The organism is Kluyvera georgiana (assembly GCF_050990895.1).
Lineage (GTDB): Bacteria > Pseudomonadota > Gammaproteobacteria > Enterobacterales > Enterobacteriaceae > Kluyvera > Kluyvera georgiana.
Genome location: NZ_CP158865.1, coordinates 1,484,113 through 1,508,953, shown reverse-complemented (window position 1 = coordinate 1,508,953; position 24,841 = coordinate 1,484,113). Strand labels below are relative to the sequence as shown.

Annotated in this window: 22 protein-coding genes; 4 read left to right on the top strand and 18 right to left on the bottom strand. The window is 55.4% G+C overall.

The features are described 5' to 3' along the window. Positions 1-139: 139 nt before the first annotated feature. The 3 genes from argT to ABTW00_RS07180 all read right to left on the bottom strand — a co-directional run bounded on the left by argT (position 140) and on the right by ABTW00_RS07180 (position 2,841). On the bottom strand, positions 140-922 hold the full coding sequence (gene argT / locus ABTW00_RS07190) for a lysine/arginine/ornithine ABC transporter substrate-binding protein ArgT (RefSeq protein WP_064543822.1): 783 nt from the start codon (positions 920-922) through the stop codon (positions 140-142). A 294-nt stretch (positions 923-1,216) separates the two neighbouring features. Then, positions 1,217-1,786 carry a UbiX family flavin prenyltransferase gene (locus tag ABTW00_RS07185; protein ID WP_433639843.1) on the bottom strand — a complete coding sequence of 190 codons (570 nt, stop codon included), beginning with the start codon at positions 1,784-1,786 and terminating at the stop codon, positions 1,217-1,219. A gap of 41 nt (positions 1,787-1,827) precedes the next feature. Continuing rightward, positions 1,828-2,841 (bottom strand): LacI family DNA-binding transcriptional regulator, encoded by a 1,014-nt coding sequence (locus ABTW00_RS07180; RefSeq protein WP_433639841.1) that lies wholly within the window; start codon positions 2,839-2,841, stop codon positions 1,828-1,830. 345 nt (positions 2,842-3,186) lie between these two features. Here ABTW00_RS07180 and ABTW00_RS07175 point away from each other — a divergent pair, with 345 nt between their 5' ends. Both ABTW00_RS07175 and ABTW00_RS07170 read left to right on the top strand, forming a co-directional pair. After that, a complete protein-coding gene (locus tag ABTW00_RS07175; protein WP_433639839.1) occupies positions 3,187-4,590 on the top strand; it encodes an MFS transporter in 1,404 nt (467 codons plus the stop codon). 7 nt (positions 4,591-4,597) lie between these two features. Continuing rightward, a complete protein-coding gene (locus ABTW00_RS07170) occupies positions 4,598-6,565 on the top strand; it encodes a glycoside hydrolase family 127 protein (RefSeq protein ID WP_433639836.1) in 1,968 nt (655 codons plus the stop codon). 102 nt (positions 6,566-6,667) lie between these two features. On the opposite strand, the gene purF is transcribed toward ABTW00_RS07170, so the two are convergent. The 9 genes from purF to pdxB all read right to left on the bottom strand — a co-directional run bounded on the left by purF (position 6,668) and on the right by pdxB (position 15,805). Further along, complete coding sequence (gene purF, locus ABTW00_RS07165) at positions 6,668-8,185, bottom strand: amidophosphoribosyltransferase (protein ID WP_064543817.1); 1,518 nt, start codon at positions 8,183-8,185, stop codon at positions 6,668-6,670. 33 nt (positions 8,186-8,218) lie between these two features. After that, entirely contained in the window at positions 8,219-8,707 is a 489-nt protein-coding gene (gene cvpA / locus ABTW00_RS07160) for a colicin V production protein (RefSeq protein ID WP_064543815.1), read from the bottom strand. A gap of 280 nt (positions 8,708-8,987) precedes the next feature. Further along, positions 8,988-9,665 carry a cell division protein DedD gene (gene dedD / locus ABTW00_RS07155; protein ID WP_064543858.1) on the bottom strand — a complete coding sequence of 226 codons (678 nt, stop codon included), beginning with the start codon at positions 9,663-9,665 and terminating at the stop codon, positions 8,988-8,990. After that, complete coding sequence (gene folC / locus ABTW00_RS07150) at positions 9,655-10,923, bottom strand: bifunctional tetrahydrofolate synthase/dihydrofolate synthase (RefSeq protein ID WP_433639832.1); 1,269 nt, start codon at positions 10,921-10,923, stop codon at positions 9,655-9,657. The genes dedD and folC overlap by 11 nt, the downstream gene beginning before the upstream one ends. Positions 10,924-10,993: 70 nt before the next feature. Continuing rightward, a complete protein-coding gene (accD, locus tag ABTW00_RS07145; RefSeq protein ID WP_064543811.1) occupies positions 10,994-11,908 on the bottom strand; it encodes an acetyl-CoA carboxylase, carboxyltransferase subunit beta in 915 nt (304 codons plus the stop codon). 196 nt (positions 11,909-12,104) lie between these two features. Further along, positions 12,105-12,764, bottom strand: coding sequence for a DedA family protein (locus tag ABTW00_RS07140; protein ID WP_064543809.1), 660 nt, complete (start codon positions 12,762-12,764; stop codon positions 12,105-12,107). Positions 12,765-12,788: 24 nt separating this feature from the next. Next, positions 12,789-13,601: a tRNA pseudouridine(38-40) synthase TruA gene (truA, locus tag ABTW00_RS07135; protein WP_065355813.1), complete on the bottom strand. Its 813-nt coding sequence runs from the start codon at positions 13,599-13,601 to the stop codon at positions 12,789-12,791. Next, entirely contained in the window at positions 13,601-14,614 is a 1,014-nt protein-coding gene (locus ABTW00_RS07130) for an aspartate-semialdehyde dehydrogenase (RefSeq protein WP_064543803.1), read from the bottom strand. Before ABTW00_RS07130 ends, truA begins: the two co-directional genes overlap by 1 nt. Before the next feature lie 63 nt (positions 14,615-14,677). After that, entirely contained in the window at positions 14,678-15,805 is a 1,128-nt protein-coding gene (pdxB, locus tag ABTW00_RS07125) for a 4-phosphoerythronate dehydrogenase PdxB (RefSeq protein WP_065355815.1), read from the bottom strand. 108 nt (positions 15,806-15,913) lie between these two features. Here pdxB and flk point away from each other — a divergent pair, with 108 nt between their 5' ends. Then, complete coding sequence (gene flk / locus ABTW00_RS07120) at positions 15,914-16,930, top strand: flagella biosynthesis regulator Flk (RefSeq protein ID WP_433639827.1); 1,017 nt, start codon at positions 15,914-15,916, stop codon at positions 16,928-16,930. Here flk and ABTW00_RS07115 read toward each other — a convergent pair. The 4 genes from ABTW00_RS07115 to ABTW00_RS07100 all read right to left on the bottom strand — a co-directional run bounded on the left by ABTW00_RS07115 (position 16,910) and on the right by ABTW00_RS07100 (position 21,238). Beyond that, positions 16,910-17,719 (bottom strand): HAD-IIB family hydrolase, encoded by an 810-nt coding sequence (locus tag ABTW00_RS07115; RefSeq protein WP_433639825.1) that lies wholly within the window; start codon positions 17,717-17,719, stop codon positions 16,910-16,912. The two genes, flk and ABTW00_RS07115, sit on opposite strands and share 21 nt — an antisense overlap. A 47-nt stretch (positions 17,720-17,766) precedes the next feature. Then, positions 17,767-19,440 carry a carbohydrate porin gene (locus ABTW00_RS07110; RefSeq protein ID WP_065355817.1) on the bottom strand — a complete coding sequence of 558 codons (1,674 nt, stop codon included), beginning with the start codon at positions 19,438-19,440 and terminating at the stop codon, positions 17,767-17,769. Positions 19,441-19,563: 123 nt separating this feature from the next. After that, positions 19,564-20,895: a PTS sugar transporter subunit IIC gene (locus tag ABTW00_RS07105; RefSeq protein WP_065355818.1), complete on the bottom strand. Its 1,332-nt coding sequence runs from the start codon at positions 20,893-20,895 to the stop codon at positions 19,564-19,566. 31 nt (positions 20,896-20,926) lie between these two features. Continuing rightward, positions 20,927-21,238 (bottom strand): PTS sugar transporter subunit IIB, encoded by a 312-nt coding sequence (locus ABTW00_RS07100; RefSeq protein WP_433639822.1) that lies wholly within the window; start codon positions 21,236-21,238, stop codon positions 20,927-20,929. 199 nt (positions 21,239-21,437) lie between these two features. Between ABTW00_RS07100 and ABTW00_RS07095 the strand changes: the two genes are divergently transcribed. Next, positions 21,438-22,175 carry a GntR family transcriptional regulator gene (locus ABTW00_RS07095; RefSeq protein ID WP_064543793.1) on the top strand — a complete coding sequence of 246 codons (738 nt, stop codon included), beginning with the start codon at positions 21,438-21,440 and terminating at the stop codon, positions 22,173-22,175. Positions 22,176-22,178: 3 nt separating this feature from the next. On the opposite strand, the gene ABTW00_RS07090 is transcribed toward ABTW00_RS07095, so the two are convergent. Together ABTW00_RS07090 and fabB are read right to left on the bottom strand one after the other, a co-directional pair. After that, the gene (locus ABTW00_RS07090; protein ID WP_433639818.1) at positions 22,179-23,354 is read right to left on the bottom strand and encodes an MFS transporter; all 1,176 of its coding nucleotides are present in this window, start codon (positions 23,352-23,354) and stop codon (positions 22,179-22,181) included. A 207-nt stretch (positions 23,355-23,561) separates the two neighbouring features. Beyond that, a complete protein-coding gene (gene fabB / locus ABTW00_RS07085) occupies positions 23,562-24,773 on the bottom strand; it encodes a beta-ketoacyl-ACP synthase I (RefSeq protein ID WP_064543787.1) in 1,212 nt (403 codons plus the stop codon). Positions 24,774-24,841: the final 68 nt, after the last annotated feature.

The following is a 24,841-nucleotide window of genomic DNA, read 5'->3' as shown; positions in this document are numbered from 1 at the left end:
GCAAAGTATTCTGCCCTTCCGGCTGGCTTTTTTCTCATTAAAAATGCTTAATTATGCAACCTCGCACAACTTTCGAGCAAAAAACGCACCATCATGGTGCACCGCAAAATATATGCACCATGATGATACTTCTGACGGTTTAGTCGCCGTAGACGTTAAAGTTGAAGTATTTCTTCGCCATTTTGTCGTAGGTGCCATCGGCACGCAGTTCCGCCAGCGCTTTATCCAGCGCCGCTTTCAGCTCAACGTCGTCTTTACGTAGCCCAACGCCCGTGCCGTCGCCGAAGTATTTCTTGTCTTTTACCGACGGACCGGCAAAGTCAAAATCTTTCCCGGCGGGTTGTTTGAGGAAGCCTTCGCTGGCGGCCACTTCGTCCTGGAATGCAGCGTCAAGACGCCCGGCGGCCATGTCTGAGTAGATCAGGTCCTGATTTTGATAGGCGACCACGTCAACGCCTTTGCTCCGCCAGTTTTCATTGGCATAGGCTTCCTGAGTCGATCCCTGCAGCACACCGATATGTTTGCCTTTCAGCGCCTCCAGCGTCGGCTTAATAGCCGAGCCTTTCGCCGCAATCAGGCGAGAGTCAGCGGCATACAGCTTGTCGGAGAAGGCAATCTCCTGCTGACGTTTTTCCGTGATGGACAATGAAGAGATGATGGCATCGATTTTCTTCGCCTTCAGCGAAGGAATCAGCGCATCGAAATCGCTCCCAACCCAGGTGCACTTGATGCTGGCGCGTTTACACATTTCGTTGCCCAGATCGATATCAAAGCCAATAAAATCGCCTTTGGCATCTTTCGATGAGAACGGTGCGTAGGTGGTATCGGTACCGATGCGAATGCTCTGCGGCAGTGCGGCAAAAACGCTGGCGGCGCTGCTGAGGCCCAGCAGCAAAGAGAGAGCAAGAACCGTCTTCTTCATACGTTCCCCTATTAAATCGTGATGTTGTTAACTGCGATATAGTTATGTTGTGTTGTGCTTGCCAACCTGACATTGCATCTTCTGTGCCATATTTTTCGCCTTAACACCAAACGACGTTAAATATGTTAACAATAAGATAACAAGAGGTGAACATCAGGGAAGATATCAGCCGCAGCGTATAAATCGAGCACAAAAACGCAATCGGGATGATTTAATAGCGAGGATTTGATCGGCGTTGCAGATTTGCCCTGAAACAGGGCAAAAGATACATAAAGTGCACTTTTTCGTGCGCGGTCAGGCGCCCGACCAGCGGGTAAACAGATCGTCCGGCAAGACGATATCGAACTGATCGAGCACCCGGTTGACGGTCTGGTTGATGACGTCATCCAGCGTTTGCGGTCGATGATAGAACGCCGGTACCGGCGGCATGATGACGGCGCCCATCTCTGCGGCCTGAGTCATCAGCCGCAAATGCCCCAGATGCAGCGGCGTTTCGCGCACGCACAGCACTAGCGGGCGACGCTCCTTCAGTACCACGTCGGCAGCGCGCGTCAGCAGGCCGTCAGTGTAGCTGTTCACGATGCCGGAAAGGGTTTTAATGGAACAGGGTAATATCGCCATGCCTGCCGTTTTGAATGAACCGGAGGAGATGCTGGCGGCAATATCCCGCGCGTCGTGCACCACGTCGGCCAGCGCCTGAACCTCACGCAGCGACAGGTCCGTTTCCAGCGACAGCGTCTGCCGCGCCGCCAGACTCATCACCAGATGCGTTTCCACATCCGGCACAGATTGCAGCACTTCAAGCATACGCACGCCGTAAATAGCGCCGCTGGCGCCGGAGATTCCAATGATGAGTCGTTTCACGATGACCGCCTTGTATCCGTAATGGCGCCAACTTTGCCGGATTACGGCGCCAGACGCAACCGCGACGCGCTGGCGTCGGTCACAGAGCTTTCGCGGGCCACCAGCCTTACCGGCAGCAGCAGGTTTCTTTCGCTCTCCTCACTGAGCAACAGCTGGAAAGCATCACGCCCCAACTCACGTTTATCGACGGCCACCGTCGACAGCGGCGGGTGCGCCCAGGCTGCGGCGTCGATATCATCGAAACCGACAATCGCCACGTCTTCCGGGACGCGAATCCCCCGGCGCGCGCATTCGCGCATTGCTACCAGCGCCGCCACGTCGTTGTAGGCGAAAATCGCATCCGGCGGCTGCGCCAGCGCCAACAGCTGTGACATCCCCTCCACCAGCGCCTGCTCGATATCCTTCACCGGCGGCACCTCAATGCGGTACGCCGCTGGCAGAACCAGACCGGCGTCGAACAGCGCCTGCTGATAGCCCTCAACGCGTTGGCGAATACTGTAGTGGCGCTGCGAAGTCCCCAGAAACGCGATACGCGTTCTCCCCTGCTCAAGCAGATGGCGGGTCGCCACAAAGCCACCGTGGTAGTTATCGGGATTCACACAGGGAAAATCCGCCGCCCACAGGTCAACTAGCGCCACCGGCAGCGCGGCCTGGCGGAGCTCGGCCAGTACCTCCGGCTCAAGATATCCCGCGCAGATGAGCGCGTCCGGCTGATGCAGATTAATCAGCTCCGCCAGCGCGTCTTCCGGGCCAATCGGCTGGAAGCTCATCGCGATGTCGTTTTCACGGCAGGCGTCTGCCACGCCGAGCATCACCGTGGAGTAGAATGGCAGCGCACTGGCGATATTGTGTTCGCGGTGCAGCAAAAACAGCAGCCGCTTGATGCGCCCGCTGCGCAGGCGGCTGAAGTCATACCCTTCCGCCTGGGCAATCGCCAGAATACGCTGTCGCGTTTCATCGCTCAGCCCCGGCTGCCCTTTCAGCGCACGAGAAACTGCCGCAATCGAGACGCCGCACGCGCTGGCAATGTCTTTGATTCGGGTTTTCTTCACCATCCTTCGCTTTACCTCATTAACGGCCTGACGGGACAAAGAGTATCACGCGTGGTCATCCCCCCTGCAATCTTAAGTTTTATTTTTACTAAACATTTTAATACCCAGCACCAATATGTGTTCCCGTCGGCGTAAAACCCTCTTCACTCAACATAAATTGTGATAACAGTCACTATTTTTGGTTTATTTATAGTAAAAATAAGATCAATTTCACCATTTGAAATCTACGTTATATACCCACATCTCGCCCAGGTTCTATCCTCAACGCCGCTAGTTATTTACTAAAAATTCGTCAGAGATACGCCGTAATGACTTTTTGAATCATCACACCCTGTTCGAGGATTGGTTATGACCATTGCTGATAACCTGAATACCGATGTCCAGACCGTTGATGCGGGAGAGACGCTCTCTACCCGCGAAAAGATAGGCTATGGATTAGGCGATGCCGGCGGGCATTGCATCTCAGATTTGATAAGCGGCTTTTTACTTTTTTTCTACACCGACGTCTTTGGGCTCAGCCCGGCTATCGTCGGCGCGATGTTCTTTACGCTGCGAATTTTCGACGCGATTTCCGACCCGGTGATGGGCGTGATTGCCGACCGCACCCGCAGCCGCTGGGGGCGCTTTCGTCCGTGGCAGCTGTGGACAGCTGTCCCGCTTGGCATCATCGGCATTCTGACTTTTACCGTGCCGGATATGGGGCCCAACGCAAAAATAGCGTGGGCGTTCGGGACCTACTTCCTGCTCTCCATCGGCTATACCGCCAACAACGTGCCCTACTGCGCACTGATTAACGCCATCACCAACCGCCACGATCAGGTGATGTCCTGCCAGTCCTGGCGCTTTGTGCTCAGCGGTATCGCCGGGTTCCTCGTATCTGTCGGCTTGCCGTGGATGGTCGAGTTTTTCGGCAACGGCAACCTGGCGAAAGGTTATCAGTACGGCGTGAGCGTGCTGTGTACCATCGGCATGGTGCTGTTTCTGTTGTGCTTCTTCTGGGTCAAAGAGCGCGTCCCCTTATCGCTGGCGGGCAATTTCACCCTCCGCGAACACCTGAAGGGGCTGCGTAAAAATGATCAACTGCTGATGATGCTCATTATGTCGTTCCTGCTGGTGAACATTCTGTGCATCCGCGGCGGCGGCTATATGTATTTTATCTCCTACGTGCTGCAAGGCAGTGCGGCCTACATGTCGCTGTTCTTCGGCATTCTGACGATTGCCGGGATCGCTGGCGCGGTGATCGTCAATCCGCTCTCCCGCCGCGTGGATATGGTACGTCTGTACTACTGGACTAACCTCGCGCTGGTTGCTTTCGGCATTGGTATGTACTTCCTACCAACCGGCCCGCAGTTCCAGAGACTCTGGCTGATCTGCATTGCGGTTAACAGCGTGATTCAGGGCTTCACCCTGCCGCTGCACTTCTCGATTATGGCCTTCGCCGACGACTACGGTGAATGGAAAACCGGCGTGCGCTCCTCCGGCATGAATTTCGCCTTTAACCTCTTTTTCATCAAGCTCTCCTGGGCCTCTTCCGGCGGCATTATCAGCCTGATCCTGATAATGGTGGCCTACCAACCAGGGCTGGGGAACCAGACGCCAGCGTCTATTCATGGCATTACCCTGCTGCAAAGCCTGGTTCCAGCGCTGTTCCACTTTGTCCTCGCCCTGTGCCTGCTGAAGTGCCGTCTCAACGGCCCGATGATGAAACGTATTTCTACCGATCTTCACCAAAGACATTCACACATTTCTTGAGGTAAACATGATGCAGTCTGATGTGATTGAAGCCGATCTGAACCGTATTACCGTCACCGACCCGTTCCTGGGCGAATATCAGCGGCTGATCCGCGATGTGGTGATCCCTTATCAGTGGGAAGCGCTTAATGACAATCTTCCGGAGGCAGAGCCGAGTCATGCGCTGGCGAACTATCGCATCGCCGCCGGGCTTGAACAGGGTGAGTTTTACGGCATGGTCTTCCAGGACAGTGACGTCACCAAATGGCTGGAAGCGGTCGCCTGGTCTCTGAGCCAGAAGCCGGATGCCCGGCTTGAACAAACCGCCGATGAAGTGATTGAACTGCTGGCGCAAGCACAATGTGAAGATGGTTATCTCAACACCTGGTATACCGTGAAAGAGCCGGGCCAGCGCTGGACCAACGTCGCCGAGTGCCACGAAATGTACTGCGCCGGACATCTTTTCGAAGCCGCCGTGGCGTTCTTCAACGCCACCGGTAAGCGCCGTCTGCTGGAAATTGCCTGCCGATTTGCCGATCATATCGACACCGTTTTTGGCCCGAACGACGGCCAACTGCGCGGTTATCCCGGGCACCCGGAAATTGAGCTGGCGCTGATGCGGCTTTACGAAGTCACACAAGAGCCACGCTATCAGGCGCTGGCCAGTTTCTTCGTCGAAGAGCGGGGTCAGCAGCCTTACTATTACGATATTGAGTTTGAAAAACGCGGCGGCACTCGCCACTGGGTAGGCTGGGGCGATGCCTGGCCGGGAATGATCAAAGACAAAAGTTACACCCATGCGCACAAGCCGTTGTCAGAACAGAATGAAGCGGTCGGCCACGCGGTGCGTTCGGTGTATCTAATGACCGGCCTGGCGCATATCGCGCGCATGACCCAGGATGAAGAGAAGCGCCAGACCTGCCTGCGCATCTGGAACAATATGGTGCAGCGCCGCATGTACATCACCGGCGGCATTGGCTCACAAGGTATCGGCGAAGCCTTCACCAGCGATTACGACCTGCCGAACGACACCGCCTACGGCGAGAGCTGCGCCTCCATCGGCCTGATGATGTTTGCCCGCCGCATGCTGGAGATGGAGGGCGACGCCCACTACGCCGACGTCATGGAGCGCGCGTTCTACAACACGGTGCTGGGCGGCATGGCGCTGGACGGCAAGCACTTCTTCTACGTAAACCCGCTGGAAACGCACCCAAAAAGCATTCCGCATAACCATATTTACGACCACATCAAGCCGGTACGTCAGCGCTGGTTCGGTTGCGCCTGCTGCCCACCGAACATCGCGCGCACGCTTGTCGCCATCGGCCACTATCTCTTCACCCCGCGCCCGGATGCGCTGTTTATCAACTTCTACGCCGGTAGCGAAGCGCAGTTTACGGTGAACGATCGGATGCTGGCGCTGAAAATTGAGGGCAACTATCCGTGGGATGAGCAGGTCACGATTCGCTTTAACCACCCACAGGCGGTCGAACATACGCTGGCGCTGCGCCTGCCGGAATGGTGTGAATCACCGCAGGTGCAAGTGAACGGTGAAGCCGCGCAGGGCGAAACCATCAAAGGCTATTTGCATCTGCACCGCCAATGGCAGGAAGGCGACGTGATTACGCTGCAACTACCGATGACCATCCGCCGTGTCTACGCGAACTCGCGTGTGCGCCATAACGCCGGTAAAGTGGCGATTCAGCGCGGGCCACTGGTCTACTGCCTGGAAGGAGCGGATAACGGCGCAGAATTGCACAACCTGTCGCTGCCAAAAACAAGCACGTTTCGTGAACTTCAGGGCGTTGGCGTGCTGAAAGGCAAAGTACTGATCCAGGCGGAGGGGCTACGCCTCCCGACTGCGCAGGAAGAGAAACCGCTGTACAGCTTTGATAATCGTCAGACGGTCGCCGAAAAGCAGACCTTAACCTTTATTCCGTGGTTTAGCTGGGCCAACCGTGGCGAGGGCGAAATGCGGATTTGGGTGGACGAGGCGTAACCATAAAAAAGCCGGATGGCTGCTACGCCTTATCCGGCCTACAACAAGGGTGGACCGTAGGCCGGATAAGACGCGATGCGTCGCCATCCGGCATGTCCTGATTTATCCTTCGTTATGCATCTCTAAGTTTTCCACTTCATTCTGCAGCTGAACGGCTTTCGCATCGTCGTTACGCAGCGAGTCGAGGAAATCGAGATAGGTCTGGTCAACGTCTTTGGTCACGTACACACCGTTAAATACCGAGCACTCAAACTGTTGAATATCCGGGTTTTCTGCGCGCACCGCGTCAATCAGATCGTCAAGATCCTGGAAGATAAGGCCGTCGGCGCCGATGATCTGACGAATCTCATCCACTTCACGCCCGTGAGCAATCAGCTCATTAGCGGTTGGCATATCGATACCGTAGACGTTCGGGAAACGAATTTCCGGTGCCGCAGAGGCCAGGTAAACCTTCTTCGCCCCGGCTTCGCGCGCCATCTCGATAATCTGCTCAGAGGTGGTGCCGCGCACGATGGAGTCATCCACCAGCAGCACGTTTTTATCACGGAACTCGGCGCGGTTGGCGTTCAGCTTACGGCGAACGGATTTACGACGCAACTGCTGGCCCGGCATGATAAAGGTACGGCCCACATAGCGGTTTTTCACGAACCCCTGGCGGTACGGTTTACCCAGAATACGCGCGATTTCCAGCGCGATATCACAGGAGGTTTCCGGAATTGGAATGACCACGTCGATATCCAAATCTTCCCACTCGCGCGCAATCTTCTCGCCAAGCTTGGTGCCCATGTTCACGCGGGCGCTGTAGACGGAGATTTTGTCGATAAAGGAGTCCGGACGCGCAAAGTAGACGTACTCAAACAGGCATGGATTGCTGACCGGGTTATCGGCGCACTGACGCGTAAACAGCTGCCCTTTTTCGGTGATGTAAATCGCTTCGCCCGGCGCAACATCACGCAGGAATTCAAAGCCAAGGGTATCCAGCGCCACGCTTTCGGAGGCCACCATGTACTCGGTGCGGCCGTCGCCCACGTCACGTTTACCCAGCACCAGCGGACGGATACCGTTCGGGTCGCGGAAAGCCACCATGCCGTGGCCGATAATCATCGCCACGCAGGCGTACGCACCGCGAATCTGGCGGTTGGTCGCGGCAATGGCGGCGAAGATGTTGTCGGCTTCCAGCGGATAATGGCGGAAGTTATCCAGCTCGCTGGCGAAGATATTGAGCAGGATTTCTGAATCAGAGGTGGTGTTGATGTGGCGGCGTTTTTCTTCAAACAGCTTCTGACGTAACTCGTGCGCATTGGTCAGGTTACCGTTATGCGCCAGCGTAATGCCGTACGGGGAGTTCACGTAGAAAGGCTGGGCCTCAGAAGCGCTGGAGCTGCCCGCCGTTGGGTAACGCACGTGGCCAATACCCATATTGCCCTGCATACGCTGCATGTGGCGGGCTTCAAAGACATCGCTCACCAGACCGTTCGCCTTACGCAACCGGAAGCAGTTGTTGGCATCAATGGTGATGATGCCAGCGGCATCCTGTCCACGGTGCTGCAGCACCGTTAGCGCATCATAAATCGACTGGTTTACCGGCATGACACCGGCGATACCGACAATACCGCACATACGTCTTTTCCTCGTTAAGCAACGACCCAAAGCTTATACTTTGGGCAAGAAACTTGACGAGCTTTGAAGGTATTCAAAAAACCATCTGATAACCGGCGAAAAATAGGGAATAAACTGCGACTGCTGCCAGTCTTCGCTTTTTGCCATACCGGTAAAGGTGTCGAGGAAGAACAGGATAGCGGCGATAATCAGCACCCCGCGCAGCGCGCCGAAGCAGACGCCCAATACCCTGTCGGTACCCGACAAACCGGTTTTCTCCACCAGCTGACCTATCACGTAGTTGACGATAGCGCCGACGATGAGCGTCGCGATAAACAGCGCCGCAATAGCAATCCCATTTCGAACCCGTTCGTCTTCAAAGCCCGTAAACCAGACAGACAGGTCAGTGTAGTAATGGCTGGCTACGTAAAAAGCACAACCCCACGTGACCAACGATAGCGCTTCACGAACGAAGCCACGGATAAGGCTCACTAAGCAAGAAAAGCCCAGCACCGCGATAATGGCGTAATCAATCCAGACCATATTTGTCCCACGATTTTACGCCCTGTCATCCAGTTCGGGCGCATTCTAACAGAAAAAGAAAACGTTTGCGTAGGGATTTCCTTCCCTGGCATAAATAAAAAATGGCGCTGAAAAAATATTCAACGCCATCGTTTTTCTGGTCGCTTTCGGCGTTGTTTGTGGCCCCTCACCCTAACCCTCTGCCCAGAGGGGACCGTAGGGAGCCGTCGATGAGCTTCGCGCCGACTTACTCTCTCGCCCCTTTGGGGAGAGGGCCGGGGTGAGGGGAAAACCCCACGCCTTAGTTCGGCGTATACCCCATCACCACACCGCTCAGCCCCGAGAGCTGTTTAAGCTCACCAAGCGAACCTTTCAGCTTATCTTTCGAGGCATCAGGGCCGACCAGAATACGGGTGATTTTACCCTGAACCGGCGTCGAAGGCGACGTGAAAGCGTGATAGCCCGCGCCGCGCAGACTGGCCACAATTTCGTTAACCTTGTCGGCGTTCTTCAGCGCACCGAGCTGCACCACGTAGGCTTTACCCACCGGCGCCGGTTTCTCTTCCGGCGCGGCTTTTGGCGGCGGCGTGGTGGCGGCAACCTGATCCGTCACCGGCTTCGGCTGCGGTTTCGGTTTTTCTACGGGTTTTGGCTTTATCGGTTCGGCCGTTGGCGGGATCTGCTCCAGATCGCCGTTACCGTTTACCGCCAGACGGCTGGAATCGAGCGACGGTGCCGCGGCATCGCCAGCGCGAACTTCTTCCGCTGCGCCTTCCGGCGGCTGTGCAGGCAACGCCTGCGTGGCCGTCGGCAACATATCCGGTTCATCGCGATCGCCTGGTTTAGGCACCAGCGGGATAGCCGCAAACTCATCCTGATAATGCTTTTTTTGCCCGTCAAGCAGCCCTGGCAGCACAATAACGCCCAGAGCAACTAACACAATTGTCCCGACAAGACGGTTTTGAAACTTACTTGCCACCGGCACTCCCCGCGTCTAACTCTTCCATCACATGCGCTACCGTGTGGAAAGACCCACACACCAGCACCGTATCTTCCGGCGCGGCGTCCGCCATTGCGGCATGCCACGCCTGCGCCACGCTGCTATACACGGCCCCCGCGCGCAGATGTTCGCGCAGTTGTTCGGCCGTCGCACCGCGCGGCCCTTCGAGAGGCGCACAGTACCAGCTGTCGACGACGTTTTCCAGACAGGCCAGCGTACCGGCAATGTCCTTATCATGCAGCATACCAATAACCGCCAGTACTCGCCCGGTTTTCGGCAGCGATTTGAGACGCCCGGCAAGGTAGCCTGCGGCATGCGGGTTATGCGCAACGTCGAGAATCACGCGAGGCTGCAGTTGGATGGTCTGGAATCGGCCCGGCAGAATCGCGCTGGCGATGCCCTCGCGGATAGCCTCTTCGCTCACCTTAAGCCCACTGGCGCGTAGCGCAGCTAGCGCGGTGGCGGCATTCGGTTGCGGGACGTTCGGCAGCGGAAGATGACGCAGTTCCCCCCGCGCGTCGCTAAAGGTCCAGTGCTCAGCCTCAACCGTATAGTTCCAGTCGACGCCACGCTGCATCAGCAACGCCCCCTTTTCTCGTGCAACATCAGCAATGGTGTGCGGCATATCCGGTTCGCCCACCACCGCCGGTCGCCCGCCGCGGAACACGCCCGCCTTTTCGCGGCCAATACTTTCACGATCCGGGCCGAGCCAGTCGGTATGGTCCAGCGCGATACTGGTCACTACCGCGACGTTGGCATCGACAATGTTAGTGGCGTCCAGCCGCCCGCCGAGGCCCACTTCGAGAATCGCTACGTCAACATTTTGCTGCTTGAATAACCAAAGCGCCGAGAGCGTGCCGTACTCAAAATAGGTTAACGAGGTCTCGCCACGCGCCGCCTCAATCGCGGCAAACGAAGCCGTATGGGCGCTTTCTGCCAGCTCCTCTCCCTGTATGCGGACACGTTCGGTATAGCGCACCAGGTGCGGGGAACTGTAAACGCCCACTTTGTAGCCCGCCGCCATCAGAATGGTTTCCAGCGTTCGACAAGTGGTGCCTTTGCCGTTGGTGCCCGCAACGGTGAAAACAAACGGCGCGGGTTGCAGCACGTCGAGCGAACCCGCGACCTGGCTGACGCGCGCCAGCCCCAGATCGATGGTTTTTGAATGGAGGTTTTCCAGATAAGAAAGCCACGTAGCCAGGGGCGACGTGGCCTGAGGAATAAGATGTTTGTCCATGGTGCCCGCAACTTTCAACGGTGAATAATAGCAAAAAGGGCAGCGCCAACCGGCCCTGCCCTTTACATCATCAGGCCTCTGGTTCCTGATCCGGTACCGGCGGTACCACCACGCTTTCGCGCGGCGCGTCCGGATTCGGTGCCGGGAGGTTCATCAGCTTCGCCAGAATACTGGCCAGCTTCAGACGCATTTCCGGGCGGCGAACGATCATGTCGATCGCCCCTTTTTCGATGAGGAATTCACTGCGCTGGAAGCCCGGCGGCAGTTTCTCACGAACGGTCTGTTCGATAACGCGCGGGCCGGCAAAGCCGATCAGCGCTTTTGGTTCCGCGACGTTCAGGTCGCCCAGCATCGCGAAGCTGGCGGAAACGCCGCCCATGGTTGGGTCGGTCAGCACGGAAATATACGGTAAACCGCGTTCCTGCATTTTCGCCAGCGCAGCAGAGGTTTTCGCCATCTGCATCAGGGACATCAGCGCTTCCTGCATGCGCGCGCCGCCGGATGCGGAGAAGCAGATCAGCGGGCAGTTGTCTTCCAGCGCCTGCTCAACGGCACGCACAAAGCGCGCGCCAACCACGGAACCCATAGAGCCGCCCATAAAGGAGAACTCAAAGGCCGCAGCGACAACCGGCATTTCATGCAGGGTACCCTTCATGACCACCAGCGCGTCTTTCTCACCCGTCTCTTTCTGAGCGGATGCCAGACGATCTTTATACTTTTTAGAGTCACGGAACTTCAGCACGTCTTTCGGCTCAAGTTCGCTACCCAGTTCTACCAGGGACCCTTCATCCAACAGGCTATGCAGGCGATTACGCGCTGACATACGCATGTGGTGATCGCACTTCGGGCAAACCTCGAGGTTACGCTCCAGCTCGGCGCGATACAAAACCTGACCACAGCTATCGCACTTGGTCCATACCCCTTCCGGGATGCTCGCCTTGCGGGTAGGTGTGATGTTGCTTTTAATTCGTTCAATCCAGCTCATTGATAACCTTTCTGCCTGAACCTGGTCGATGCCAGTTTTGCCATTAAGGGGCCGCGCATAATGCCACTTTTCCCCTTCATAGACCATGAATGTTGCACATTAAAACATAACAGCCCGAAACTTGGCATAAAAAAGTGGTCGAACCGCGAAACATGTCGTAACAGGGCACGGCTGAATCGTGCCCCGTGTGCAGGGTTTATTTTGCCTGTTTTGCCGCCTTGCGACGGTGACGGATCACTTCGATTACCCCCGGCAGCACCGACAGAACGATGATAGCCACAATCAGCAGCTTCAGGTTCTCTTGTACCACCGGCAGGTCGCCGAACAGATAGCCGGCGTAGGTGAACAGCAGCACCCACAGCAGCGCGCCCGCGACGTTATAGAGCGCAAAATGACGATAGGACATGTGGCCCATTCCCGCCACAAAAGGCGCGAATGTTCTGACGATGGGGACAAATCGTGCCAGAATAATGGTTTTCCCACCATGTCTATCGTAGAAGGCATGGGTCTTATCCAGGTAGCTACGACGGAAAATTTTCGAGTCTGGGTTGCTGAACAGCTTCTCGCCGAACAGTCTGCCAATGGTGTAGTTCACCGCATCGCCGACAATCGCCGCAATCACCATCAGCACAACCATCACGTGCACGTTGATGTCGTTCGTCGGCAGCGCGGAGAGCGCCCCGGCGACAAACAGCAGCGAGTCACCCGGCAGGAATGGCGTCACCACCAGCCCCGTTTCACAGAACAGAATCAGGAACAGAATGGCATACACCCAGACGCCATACTGCGCGACCAGCTCCGCCAGATGCACATCAATGTGCAGAATGAAATCAATTAAAAAACGGATAAGATCCATATTGTTTAGCCCCAAATGACTACGTTAGTCCGCCAGAAATAGCGGGCCCATCGGCACGGAAGGCAGCGCAAAGTGTGCGGGGTAGTCCACCGCCACCAGATACAACCCTTCCGCTTTCGCCGTTGCGGCGGCAAGCGTCCTGTCCTTTGCCGCCAGCAGTTCTGCAATCCAGCTCTCCGGCTGGTTTCCTGCGCCAACTTCCATCAGGCTGCCAACAATATTCCTTACCATATGGTGAACAAAGGCGTTCGCTTTAATGTCCACCACAATATAAGCACCGTAACGCGTCACGTTGATGTGCATAACGTTACGCCACGGCGTGCGCGACTGACACTGGACCGCACGGAACGAGGTGAAGTCGTTTTCACCCAGCAGGCTTTGCGCCGCGCGATGCATCCGCTCAGCGTCCAGCGGCTGGTGATAGTGCGTCACCCCCTGGCCCAGCACCGCAGGACGCAGGCGGTGGTTGTAAATCACGTAGCGATAACGGCGCGCCGTCGCGCTAAAACGCGCGTGAAAATCGTCGGGAACAGCTTTCACCCAACGTACCGCAATGTCACCAGGTAAATTCGCATTTACGCCGAGCGTCCACGCCGCATCTTTACGCGCCGCGTGGGTTTCGAAGTGCACGACCTGGCCGGTCCCGTGTACGCCCGCGTCGGTACGCCCGGCGCAGAAAACGTTAATCGGTTCGTTAGCCACCTGAGAGAGCGCTTTTTCCAGCTTCTCCTGCACGCTGCGCACTTCATTTTGCCGCTGCCAGCCGTAGTATTTGCTGCCGTCGTACTCAATGCCCAGCGCAATTCGATAGACAGGCAGTTGCTCCATTTCAGACATCAGTACAGATACTCCTGCACCAGTTTCTCGGCGATTTTCACCGCCATCAGCGCGCCGCCAAAGCGAACGTTATCCGCCACCGACCAGAACTGAACCTGCTCCGGCATGCCGTAATCGTTACGCACGCAGCCCACGGACAGATGGGCGCTACCGGTGGCATCACCGACCTGAGTCGGGAATTCGCGCTCTTCAGACAGCACAATATCTTCGCCGCGCGCAAAGGCGTCTCGCGCCTCTTCCGCCGACAGCGGGCGCATGGCTTCAAACGTCACCATCTGCGCATGACCATAGAATACCGGCGACTGAATGCAGCTGGCGGAGATCATCAGGCCGTCGTCCTGCATGATTTTACGCACCTGATCAACAATACGACGCTCGTCGCTCACCGCGCCTTCACGATCCGGCAGCATTGGCAGCATGTTGAACGCCAGCTGGCGGCCGAAGAAATCATCTTCATCAATTGGAATACCGTTCAGCAGCTTGGCGCTCTGCCCGGCCAGCGCGTCAACGGCTTTTTTACCGTGCGCCGAGGCGGAGATCAGGCTGGTGACGTTGATGCGCGACAGGCCGCCGTCATCAATCAGCGGCTTCAGCGCGGCCAGCAGCTGGCTGGTCTGGCTATCGGCCACGGCAATCACGTTACGATTGCGGTAGTCGGCCAGCACGAATGGGTTCACTTCCGGCACCACCAGCGGTACGTCCGGCTCCAGCGCAAACAGGCCGCTGAGATCGATAACCAGACAGCCGGCGTTAGTGGCCTCTTCAACATAGGTCGCGCTGGCTTCCACGCCAGCCGCAAAGAACGCCAGCTGCGCCTGCGTCCAGTCAAACTCCGCCGCATCCTGCACTCTGACCGATTTACCGTTAAAACGCAGATGTTCGCCCGCGCTGTCGGTGCGCGCCAGCGCGTAGATATCACCCACCGGGAACTGACGTTCAGCAAGGGTTTCAAGCAGGGCTTCGCCTACGGCGCCGGTTGCGCCCAGGATGGCAATATTCCAGCCTTCAGACATGGTGATTTACTCCAGAAAAAAAGCGGCTCTGCCGGAGTATCCGGCAGAGGCATTAAGAAGACATTAACAGTGTACGGCGTTAAACCCGAGTTTTTGCAGCAGCGCGGCCGCATCGGCGTCATCGCACTCGACGGTCAGCGATGACCATTCGCGACGCTCAAGATAATTCTTGCGCAGCTTATCGAATTCGCCCGGGATCCCCGCCACTTTCCGCAGCGGCGCGTCATCGCGGCGCACATCATACACCAAATGCACCAGTCTTTTCAGCGTAGGCTGATCGAGCGGGCCGTGCAGGCTAATCCGGCCGAATTCCGGCGCGGGCAGCAGCGACGAGAGCGCCACTTCCTGCGGCTGGCCGATAAACTGGCTATAGGCTTCAAACACCTGGGTGGTGCCGCGCGCCTTCCCTTCCAGGGTGTAGCCCGCAATATGCGAAGTGCCGAGGTCGACTTTATCCAGCAGCGCCAGATTAAGATCCGGCTCCGGTTCCCAGACGTCGAGCACCACGCTCAGCTTCTGCCCGGCGTTCAGGCATTTCAGCAGCGCGGCGTTATCCACTACCGGGCCGCGGCAGGCATTGATGAGAATAGCGCCCGGCTTCAGGCTGGCAATCAGCGCCTCGTTGGCCAGATGCAGCGACTTATACGGGCCATCTTTATACAGCGGCGTGTGGAAAGTCAGCACGTCGGCCTGCGCCACCAGCTCGTCCAACGAACGGAAATCGCCCTCTTCGCCGTTGTCGGCGCGCGGCGGATCGCAGAGCAGCGTTTTGATGCCCAGGGCTTCCAGCCTTTTTTGCAGGCGTCCGCCTACGTTACCCACGCCGACAATACCGACGGTGCGGTCGGCCAGCGCAAACCCATCGCGCTCGGCCAACATCAACAGCGCAGAAAACACGTACTCAACGACCGCAATCGCGTTACACCCCGGCGCGGCGGAGAAACCAATCCCTGCCTGTTCCAGCCACGCCTGATCGACGTGATCGGTGCCCGCCGTCGCGGTGCCAACGAACTTAATCGCCTTATCGCCCAGCAGCGCTTCATTCACCTTAGTGACCGAACGGACCATCAGCGCATCGGCATCGGTTAACGCCTCGGTCGGGATCGGACGGCCTGGGACAGCCTTAACTTCACCCAAACGGCTAAAAAGTTCGCGGGCGTAGGGCATATTTTCATCAACGAGGATTTTCACGGTTCAGTACCTGTCTGAGAACGAGAGTAAACCGGGGAAGTGTGCCATAATCTGGCCGCCAGGCATACTTGCGCCGGGCATCAGTATTCGGTTTGGAAAGGATCAATCATGACGCAACCCATTTCAGGTATGCCCGCGCGCCCTCCGGGGACAGGCCCCACTCCGCTCTCTCCTGCCGGAGAGCAGCCGCTTAGTACCCAGCAACGCACGGTGCTGGAACGACTGATCACGCGCTTAATAGCAATGACCTCGCAGCAGAATGCAGAGGTTTGGGCGGGCGTAAAACACGATCTGGGTTTGAAAAACGACACGCCGCTGCTGGCGCGCCACTTTCCTGCCGCCGAGCAGAATCTGAATCAGCGTATTGGCGCAGCCGAACAGAAGCTCAGCACGCGTCAGACGCTATCGCAACTAACTGAACTGCTGAACCAGGGGAATAATCGCCAGGCCGTCAGCGACTATATCCGTCAACAGTATGGGCAAACGGCTCTTAGCCAACTGACGCCGCAGCAGTTGAAAAACGTGCTGCAATTGCTTCAGCAAGGCCAGCTCTCCATACCGCAGCCTCTGCAACGCCCGGCGACCGATCGACCGCTGCTGCCTGCCGAGCACAACACCCTGAATCAGCTGGTGACCAAGGTTTCCGCCGCCACCGGTGACTCCAGCAAGCTTATCTGGCAGTCGCTGCTTGAGCTTTCCGGCGTGAAGTCCGGCGATCCGTTACCCGCAAAGCACTTTAACGCGCTGGTGACGCTATTGCAGGCGCGCCTGACCCTCAGCACGCATCCAGCCCCGACGCTCAACGTTTTACAGGCGGCGCTCAAACAACCGCTGGAGCCGCAGGAAGGACAAACACTGCGCGATTTCGCCCAGCAAAACTGGAACGCCACCCCGCAGACGGTGCTTACCCAGGTACAGGTACAGGAGCTGCTGAACCTGCTGTTCCTTAAGCGTATCGAACGCGAACGCGTGGCCCACGCCCAAACCCTGGAAGCACGCGATATCCAGCCTATTTATGCGCCGTTCGTGCCGGTTATCAGCACGCTGAAATCGTTGTCGGCGCGCCCGGGATTGGCCTTTGTGGCGATCATTGTTGCCGCGATACTACTGTGGCTGCTGCTGTAAGCTCAGCAGCTGCGCGATGGTCGTCATCACCGCGTCTTCCTCATTACTGCCAGTGATATATCGCGCCGCCTGTTTGGTTTCGTCAAAGGCATTACGCATGGCGAAACTCCAGGCTGCGCGCGTCATCAGTGCAATATCGTTCAGACCATCACCAAACACCATGGTCTCATCTTTGCTAACTCCAAGCCGTTGTTGCAAAATTTCCACCGTGTGGCCTTTATGGACCCCGACGTCAGCGATATCAATCCACGCATCTTCTGAGACCACGATATAGGCCTTATCAAAAAAGTCGGCGAGATGTGGTTTTATCTGCGGGCTACGACCTTTGATATCGAACAGTGAGATTTTGACAAAGTCGTGCGCCACCTCCGCGAAGGAGTCCACCTGCACCACATGGGCATACGACATTTTTACCTTTGCCAGCATATCCGGCACAATTGACGTTTTGACGTAGGCGCCGTGCGGCGTACAGGCGATAATCACCGGCTCGCTGTTCACGGCTTCCAGCTTGGCGATAATTTCTCGCCCCAGCGCATTTTTAATCAGCGACTGGTAGACATATTCGCCGTCATGCTTAATGCGCGTCGCGCTATCGCCAAGGATCCAGAAATCACGGACCTGTTCACCAAAAAGTTCCTCAACGCGTTCACACTGCTTGCCGGTACACAATGCGAAAGCCACGCCCTGCTGCGCCATCAGATGTTTAATGTGTACAAACCGCTCGCGGTTGTAATCGCCGCCACGGTTTAAAAAAGTGCCATCAAGATCGGTAATAATCAGCTTAATCATAACGTTTCCATGAATAAGCGCCGGTCATTGACCGGCGCACAATAAACTTACCACCACACTTCGGCTTGTACCCCGGCCATAAACTCATCTTTACTGTCATCGTTAAACTTAAACTGCGACAGCTGGTTATCGATAATATTGATGTAGGTGCCGTAGAAACGAATTTCCGGACGCGAACCTAACAAACTTGGCCCAACCTTAAAGGCGTGGTAGAGCGTGGTTTTGTAGGCCGATTCTTTGAGATCCTGGCCCTGCTGGGTCGTGTTTTTCTGCGCAAACCAACCCAGCTCGACACCGGTTTGGTTCCAGGTATCCCAAATCCAGGCCGGGCGGATAACGGCGCGGAAACTGTTAAAATCGCTGTGCGCGCCGCTCTCATAGCTATAGATGTCTTCGCCATGCGACCAAACCAGCGCGTTCGCCATGATAATGCGATCCGCCAGATACATTTCACCCTGCGAGATTAAGCGCCAGGCGATACCATTGCTGTGATCGCCATAGTAGTAACGTCCGTTCGCCATGGAGTCACTGGCACCGGAGAAATTGGAGAAACTGCTGGCGTAGGAGTTATTCGCCACCTGGAGGGTAAATTCGTTAAAACCTTTGCGTTCAAGCTCCTGACGTACGATCCCGGTCGCCATCCAGGTATCTTTCATCTCAAAGTAGCTATTGTTACTCTCATTATTTTTCTGATCGTCCGTCTTATTGGCAAACGCGTATTTACCCATTAGCGACAGTGAACCATCCTGCCACAGTGGAATATTGCGATAGCGTAGATCGACGGAGTTGGTGTTCATCTGGGTAGTATTGTTGAAGTCCCGCGAGTAAACATCCACATCGTTGCGGCTTAATGAGGCGTCGAACTGACCGACGCCCAGGTTCCAGTTCTGAATACCCACCGCCGCCGCGACATCAGTGGTCAGCGTTTTCCAGTCCAGCATCTGAATTTCGTACTCCGGCAGCTTATGCTTACCCACCCAGAAATCCGCCTCAGGAGCGAACGGCAGAAAGCCTCGCGTCGTCAGGAAGATATCACTGAACTGCATGATATTTTCGTTATCGCTGTCGCCGAACCAGGCATCGTTATACTGCTCACCCACGTTACCATCATAGGTCACCACGGCATTGGCGGTTTTTCCATCCTGATTGTAAACCCGCTGGTTGAGCGTTAAGTCAAACCAGCCGCTCATTTCGTTACCGAAACGACCTAGCGAACCGGCGGCATAGGTTTGTGAAGATCCGTGGTTAGACGTTCCCCACCCGGAGCGGAAGTAGCCTTCATAGCTGAAACCGATATCCTCTTTCACAAACTTACTGATATCTTTCATGGTTACGCTTTCAATCGTCGGTTTATTTCCTTCGGTATTAATAACCGCCACCTGCTGCGTTGCCGTTACCTCCGACTTCGACACCCGTGTTTCTTTTTCACTATTCTCATTTTCAATATTTTCCGCAGCCGGTGACAATGTCGTTATATTTGTTGCAGTCACATTGCGTTGATCATTTTCTTTAATACTTTTTTGCAGCGTGGCGACTTTTTCTTTATAGCTCGACAGCTCGGACTGCGTTTGTTTCAGCGCTGTTTTATTGGCCGACAACTCCGCTTCCAGCATCTCCAGGCGTTGTTCAACGGTTAATTTTGCTGCCATCACTTCGATTGGCGATAATGCTACCAGAATAGATAATGACAACAGACTAATATTCAATGCACTTGAATTCATAGGATACCCTTAAAATATAATTATAATGCTCCTTCAGCCATCGCAGGCTGAAGGAGGAGTACAAATACAGAGTGAGTGTTCTAAATTATTCGTCTTTCCCTGACGAAAATATCTAATGAGGGATTACGAATTTTGTTCTGCCGCTGCGGACGTATTCACTTTATTGGCGGCAATAACGAATGGCAGGTAGATAAGCGTCGCCACAACTAGACACAGTACGCCGACAAATAGCGCCATCCAGTTGCCTCCAGTGCCAAAGAAGGCAATCAGCGGCCCCGGCGTGGTCCACGGTACGGCATAGGCAATCGGCGGAATTATTTCCAGAGTTATAAAGAAATACCCTATCAGCGAGTTAACGAACGGTACCAGAATAAACGGAATCACCAGGATCGGGTTCAGTACAATCGGCAGGCCAAACATCACCGGTTCGTTGATATTGAATAACCCCGGCACAAAGGCCATTTTCGCTAAATCGCGGTAATCTTTGCGGCGCGAGGCAATAAAGATCGCCAGCAGCAGCCCTAAGGTCATTCCTGAACCGCCGCAGTTGGCAAAGGCGTCGTTAATTCCTCCCCAGGTAATGGGATATGGCGCGCCCCAGGTTGAACCGTGCGATGCGGCATAGGACAGGTTTTCCAGGTTCGCTTCGGAGAAAATGGTTTCGCGAATCGCCGCTACGGTATTCGGCCCATGAATACCAAGGATCCACAGGAAGTTCGCCACCAGCCCCAGAATCAGCACCGTGAAAATGTTGGTGCCCATGTCTTTCAGCGGTGCCTGAATCAGGGTGTAGATCAGGTCATTCAGCCCGTTCGGCGAGATTTTTGACAGCAGGTAGTTCACTATCGAGAAAAAGATCATCACGAAGAAAATCGGCAGAAGAACTTTAAAGGAGCGAGCCACCGCAGGCGGCACTGCCGCAGGCATGTTGATCGTCACCTTCGGGTTACGCGCCAGTCGGCAGAAAATTTCACTGGCGAGCAGCGCCACAATAACCGCCACAAACAGCCCCTGCGGCCCCAGATATTTGGTAGTTAGATAGGCCTGGCCGTCGATAATGGTATACGGCGTATAGACCACGAAGAAGGCACCAATCGCCGTCAAACCGCACAGCAGATCGTCCTGCTGGTAGCTGATAGCCATATTGCGAGCCACGAGGAAGGTGATCAGCACCGCCATGATATTCACTGAGCCGTTCATCACCGGAGTGAATATTTGCTGTGCATCAGCAAGGTTTGGGAACAGTGTTCCTAAATGCAGAATGCTGGCAATAAAGCCATCCGGCGACAGTATCGCAAAGTTGATCAGAATAATCAGCGAACTTGCCATAACAATCGGGAATGAGAGAATAAAAGCATCACGAATTGCCGAGACGTGTATCTGAGAGTTTAATTTTATAGCGATAGGAACGAGGATTTTTTCCATTCCTCGTTCAAATGAATTCATTAACCCCATAATGATCCCTTAATTTTGAATAAAAAACACATTATTTATTTAATAATTGCAGCGCTTGTTCTAAAACGGCTTTACCATCCATTTGCCCGTAACTTTTCATATCAATAACCGCAACAGGAATTTTACCCTGTACAATCGCTTCAATTTCCTTTTGCTGAAAACGCACCTGAGGCCCTAATAGCACCACATCTACGCCATTTTGTTTTATTTTTTCTTTCGCTTCAGAAATGGCCAATGCATTAATATTGGCGGAAATATCGACTGACTCCGCATGTTCACGCATCCGTTTGACCAACATACTCGTCGACATTCCCGCCGCACATACCAGCAATATATTTTTCATACTATTTATCCTTTTTAATAAAATAGGTCATTAATTGACGCCCACTTTAATAATTGTTAATTTCCGTAACTAGTATTCCGATCACAGTTAACGGCGTCGAAGTTGTTCAATAATGATGCAATACGTGAACGTGTCGCCTTTTTCTCGCCGAAATGGATTTTTAACCTTTTGTTTTAAAAAGGTTTTAGGAGGTTCAAAAGTGGTATATCAGAACATCATAAATTTGCTGAAAAACAGATTAAACAGCTCAATCTACAATGTCGGCGATCTTCTACCCTCGGAAAAAGAACTGGCGACGCTTTATGATGTTTCGCGTAATACCTTACGCAAGGCGTTAAAAACGCTGGAAGAGGAAGGGATGATTGAACGGCGGCACGGTTCAGGAACCTACCTACGTAACAAACATTTTCAGGCGTCACTGACGCACCTCGACAGCTTTACCGAAATTGCGCGCAACGAAGGCAAAACGCCCACGAGCCAGATCCTGAAATTTGAGCTGCAGCGTGCGTCGGACGATATCGCCGCCAGCCTGAAGGTCAGCCACGGCGAACCGGTTTATTACGCCAAACGGCTGCGTTTTATCGACAATATCGCCATGCAGGTGGAGGAAACCTGGCTTTCTGCCAGCCGTTTTCCCGACCTGACGATCGCCCACATGAAGAACTCCAAGTTTGCCTACATAGAAAATGAATGCGGGGTGAAAATTCTGGGTTGTTATGAATCTATCCAGCCGATTTTGCCGTCGCCAGAGGTAGCGCAGCTCCTGCACATTAGCGCGCTGGATCCGATAGTCCGGATGCAAACTCAGGCCGTCGACGAGCAGCAGAATCCCATCGACTACTCCATTCTCTACACCAACATGTTCGAGTTCCAGGTGAAATATTTTCTGCCGCGTAAAGCGACGACCGGCTCTCAGGTGCGCAGAGCCGGCCGATAAACGCTATTTGCGGAACGACCACAGCGTGACGCCAATTCCCAATATAGCGGCAATGGCGCCGCCGAGAAACACGGACGCATAGCCGAACGAGGTTGCCAGCATGCCCGCCAAGGGCCCGGAGATACCGAGCGCGATATCCTGGAACGCGGCATAACCGCCGAGCGCCGTCCCGCGTACCTGCTGCGGCACGCGCTTAACCACTTCAACCCCCAACGCCGGGAAGATCAGCGAGCAACCGGCCCCGGTCAAAGCGGCGCCGGCCAGCGCATACCATGCGTCAGGCGCCAGCCACAGCAGCAGCAGACCAACGGTTTCCACCAGCAGCGAGCCGACCGCCACCTTCACGCCGCCAAAGCGGTCAGGCATCCAGCCAAACAAAATGCGCACTAACACGAAGGTGCCGCCAAAGGCCGTCAGGGTGAAGCCCGCCATCGACCAGCCTTTGCTGACAAAGTACAGTGAGACGAAAGTGCCAATCACCGCAAAGCCCACGCCCTGAAGCGCCAGCCCTACCCCCGGCTTCCAGATAAGGCCAATTACGCTGAACAGTGATGGGCGTTCCCCGGCCATCGCCGCCACCTTACGCACCGAGCCGTTAAAGGCCCAGGCCAGCAGAGGTAACGCCATGGTGACGCCAGCCAGCACGGCAAAGCCGTATCGGCTATTGATATACAGCCCCAACGGCGCGCCGGCCGCCAGCGCGCCGAAAATCGCCATCCCGTTCCACGACATCACTTTACCAGAACGCTTCGGGCCAACCAGCCCCATCCCCCAGGTAAGCGTGCCGGTCAGCAGTTGGCTTTCACCGAAGCCAAGAATTAAGCGCCCGACGATCAACAGGCCAAATTTGACCATCGTATCCACCGGCAGCAGCGCTGCGCCAAGCCACGCCGCCCCGGCAAAGGCACAGGCAAACATGCCCTGTAGGGCAGAACGCTTGCCGCCGTACTGATCGGCAAGACGCCCGGCGTAGCCACGCGTTAATACCGTGGCGAAAAACTGGATGCCGACGGCGATACCCACCATGGTGTTACCGTAGCCCAGCTCCTGGTGAACAAATAGCGGGATTACCGGCAGCGGAATACCGACGGTTAAATAGGTCAAAAACACCGCGAACGCGATGCGAAAGAGCGACACGTTGGATGAAGAAGTACTTTCAGTTTGAGTTACTGCGGTCATGCTTTACTCCGAATGCTGAGTAAGGCGAGGATCTGTAGCCACGCCCCCTCTACCTGGCAATCAGGATTAAGGTGCGTCGGATGACGTTAAACGCTTACGCATTATCATGATGATAATGTTGAGCCGCGAGTTTGCCTGTTCTTTCAGGCCGTTGTCAACGCATAAAAAAAGGAGCCAGAAGGCTCCTTTTTCTCATCAGCCGTAAAATTACAGCTTACGCATCACCAGCGTGGCGTTGGTGCCGCCAAAGCCGAAGCTGTTGGACATCACGGTGGTCAGCTCACGATCGGTCGGTTCAGTCACGATGTTCAGACCTGCCGCCTGCTCGTCCATTTCGTCAATGTTGATGCTCGGGGCGATAAAGCCGTGTTCCAGCATCAACAGAGAGTAAATTGCTTCCTGTACGCCGGCGGCGCCCAGAGAGTGGCCGGTCATCGCTTTCGTTGCGGAGATAGCCGGGCTGTTGTCACCGAATACTTCACGAATAGCGCCCAGTTCTTTCACGTCGCCTACCGGGGTGGAGGTACCGTGGGAGTTCAGGTAGTCGATCGGCGTATCAACGCCGTGCATTGCCATCTTCATGCAGCGCACCGCGCCTTCGCCAGACGGAGCAACCATGTCTGCGCCATCGGAGGTTGCGCCGTAGCCAACGATTTCTGCATAGATATGCGCGCCACGAGCCAGCGCGTGTTCCAGTTCTTCAACCACAACCATACCGCCGCCGCCTGCGATGATGAAGCCATCGCGGTGGGCGTCATAGGTACGGGAGGCTTTTTCTGGCGTTTCGTTATATTTGGTAGACAGTGCGCCCATCGCGTCGAACTCACAGGCCATTTCCCAGCCCAGTTCTTCGCCGCCGCCGGCAAACACGATGTCCTGTTTACCCAGCTGAATCTGTTCTACCGCATTACCGATACAGTGCGCGGAAGTGGCGCAAGCAGAGCTGATGGAGTAGTTCACACCGTGGATTTTGAACGGCGTAGCGAGGCACGCGGAAACCGCAGAACCCATCGCCTTGGTAACCACGTACGGGCCAACCGCTTTCAGGCCGCGCGGGCTGCGCATTGCGTCTGCGCCAAATACCTGCGCACGGGAGGAACCGCCGGAACCGGCAATCAGGCCCACGCGCGGGTTGTTCTGGTAGTCTTCTGCTTTCAGGCCAGCGTCTTCAACCGCCTGCTGCATGGAGAGATAAGCATAGATAGAGGCATCGTTCATGAAACGGACCACTTTACGGTCGATCAGACCCGTGGTGTCCAGTTTGACGTTACCCCATACGTGGCTACGCATCCCAGAATCTTTGAACTCTTGAGAGAAAGTGATCCCCGAGCGTCCTTCACGCAGAGATGCCAGGACTTCCTGCTGGTTGCTACCGATGCTGGAAACGATACCCAGGCCAGTAATCACTGCACGTTTCATTCAATACCTCTGTAAGTCATCACTATTTTAAAGTTTCGAGTCGCAAGATAGCGTACACTTGTACGCCG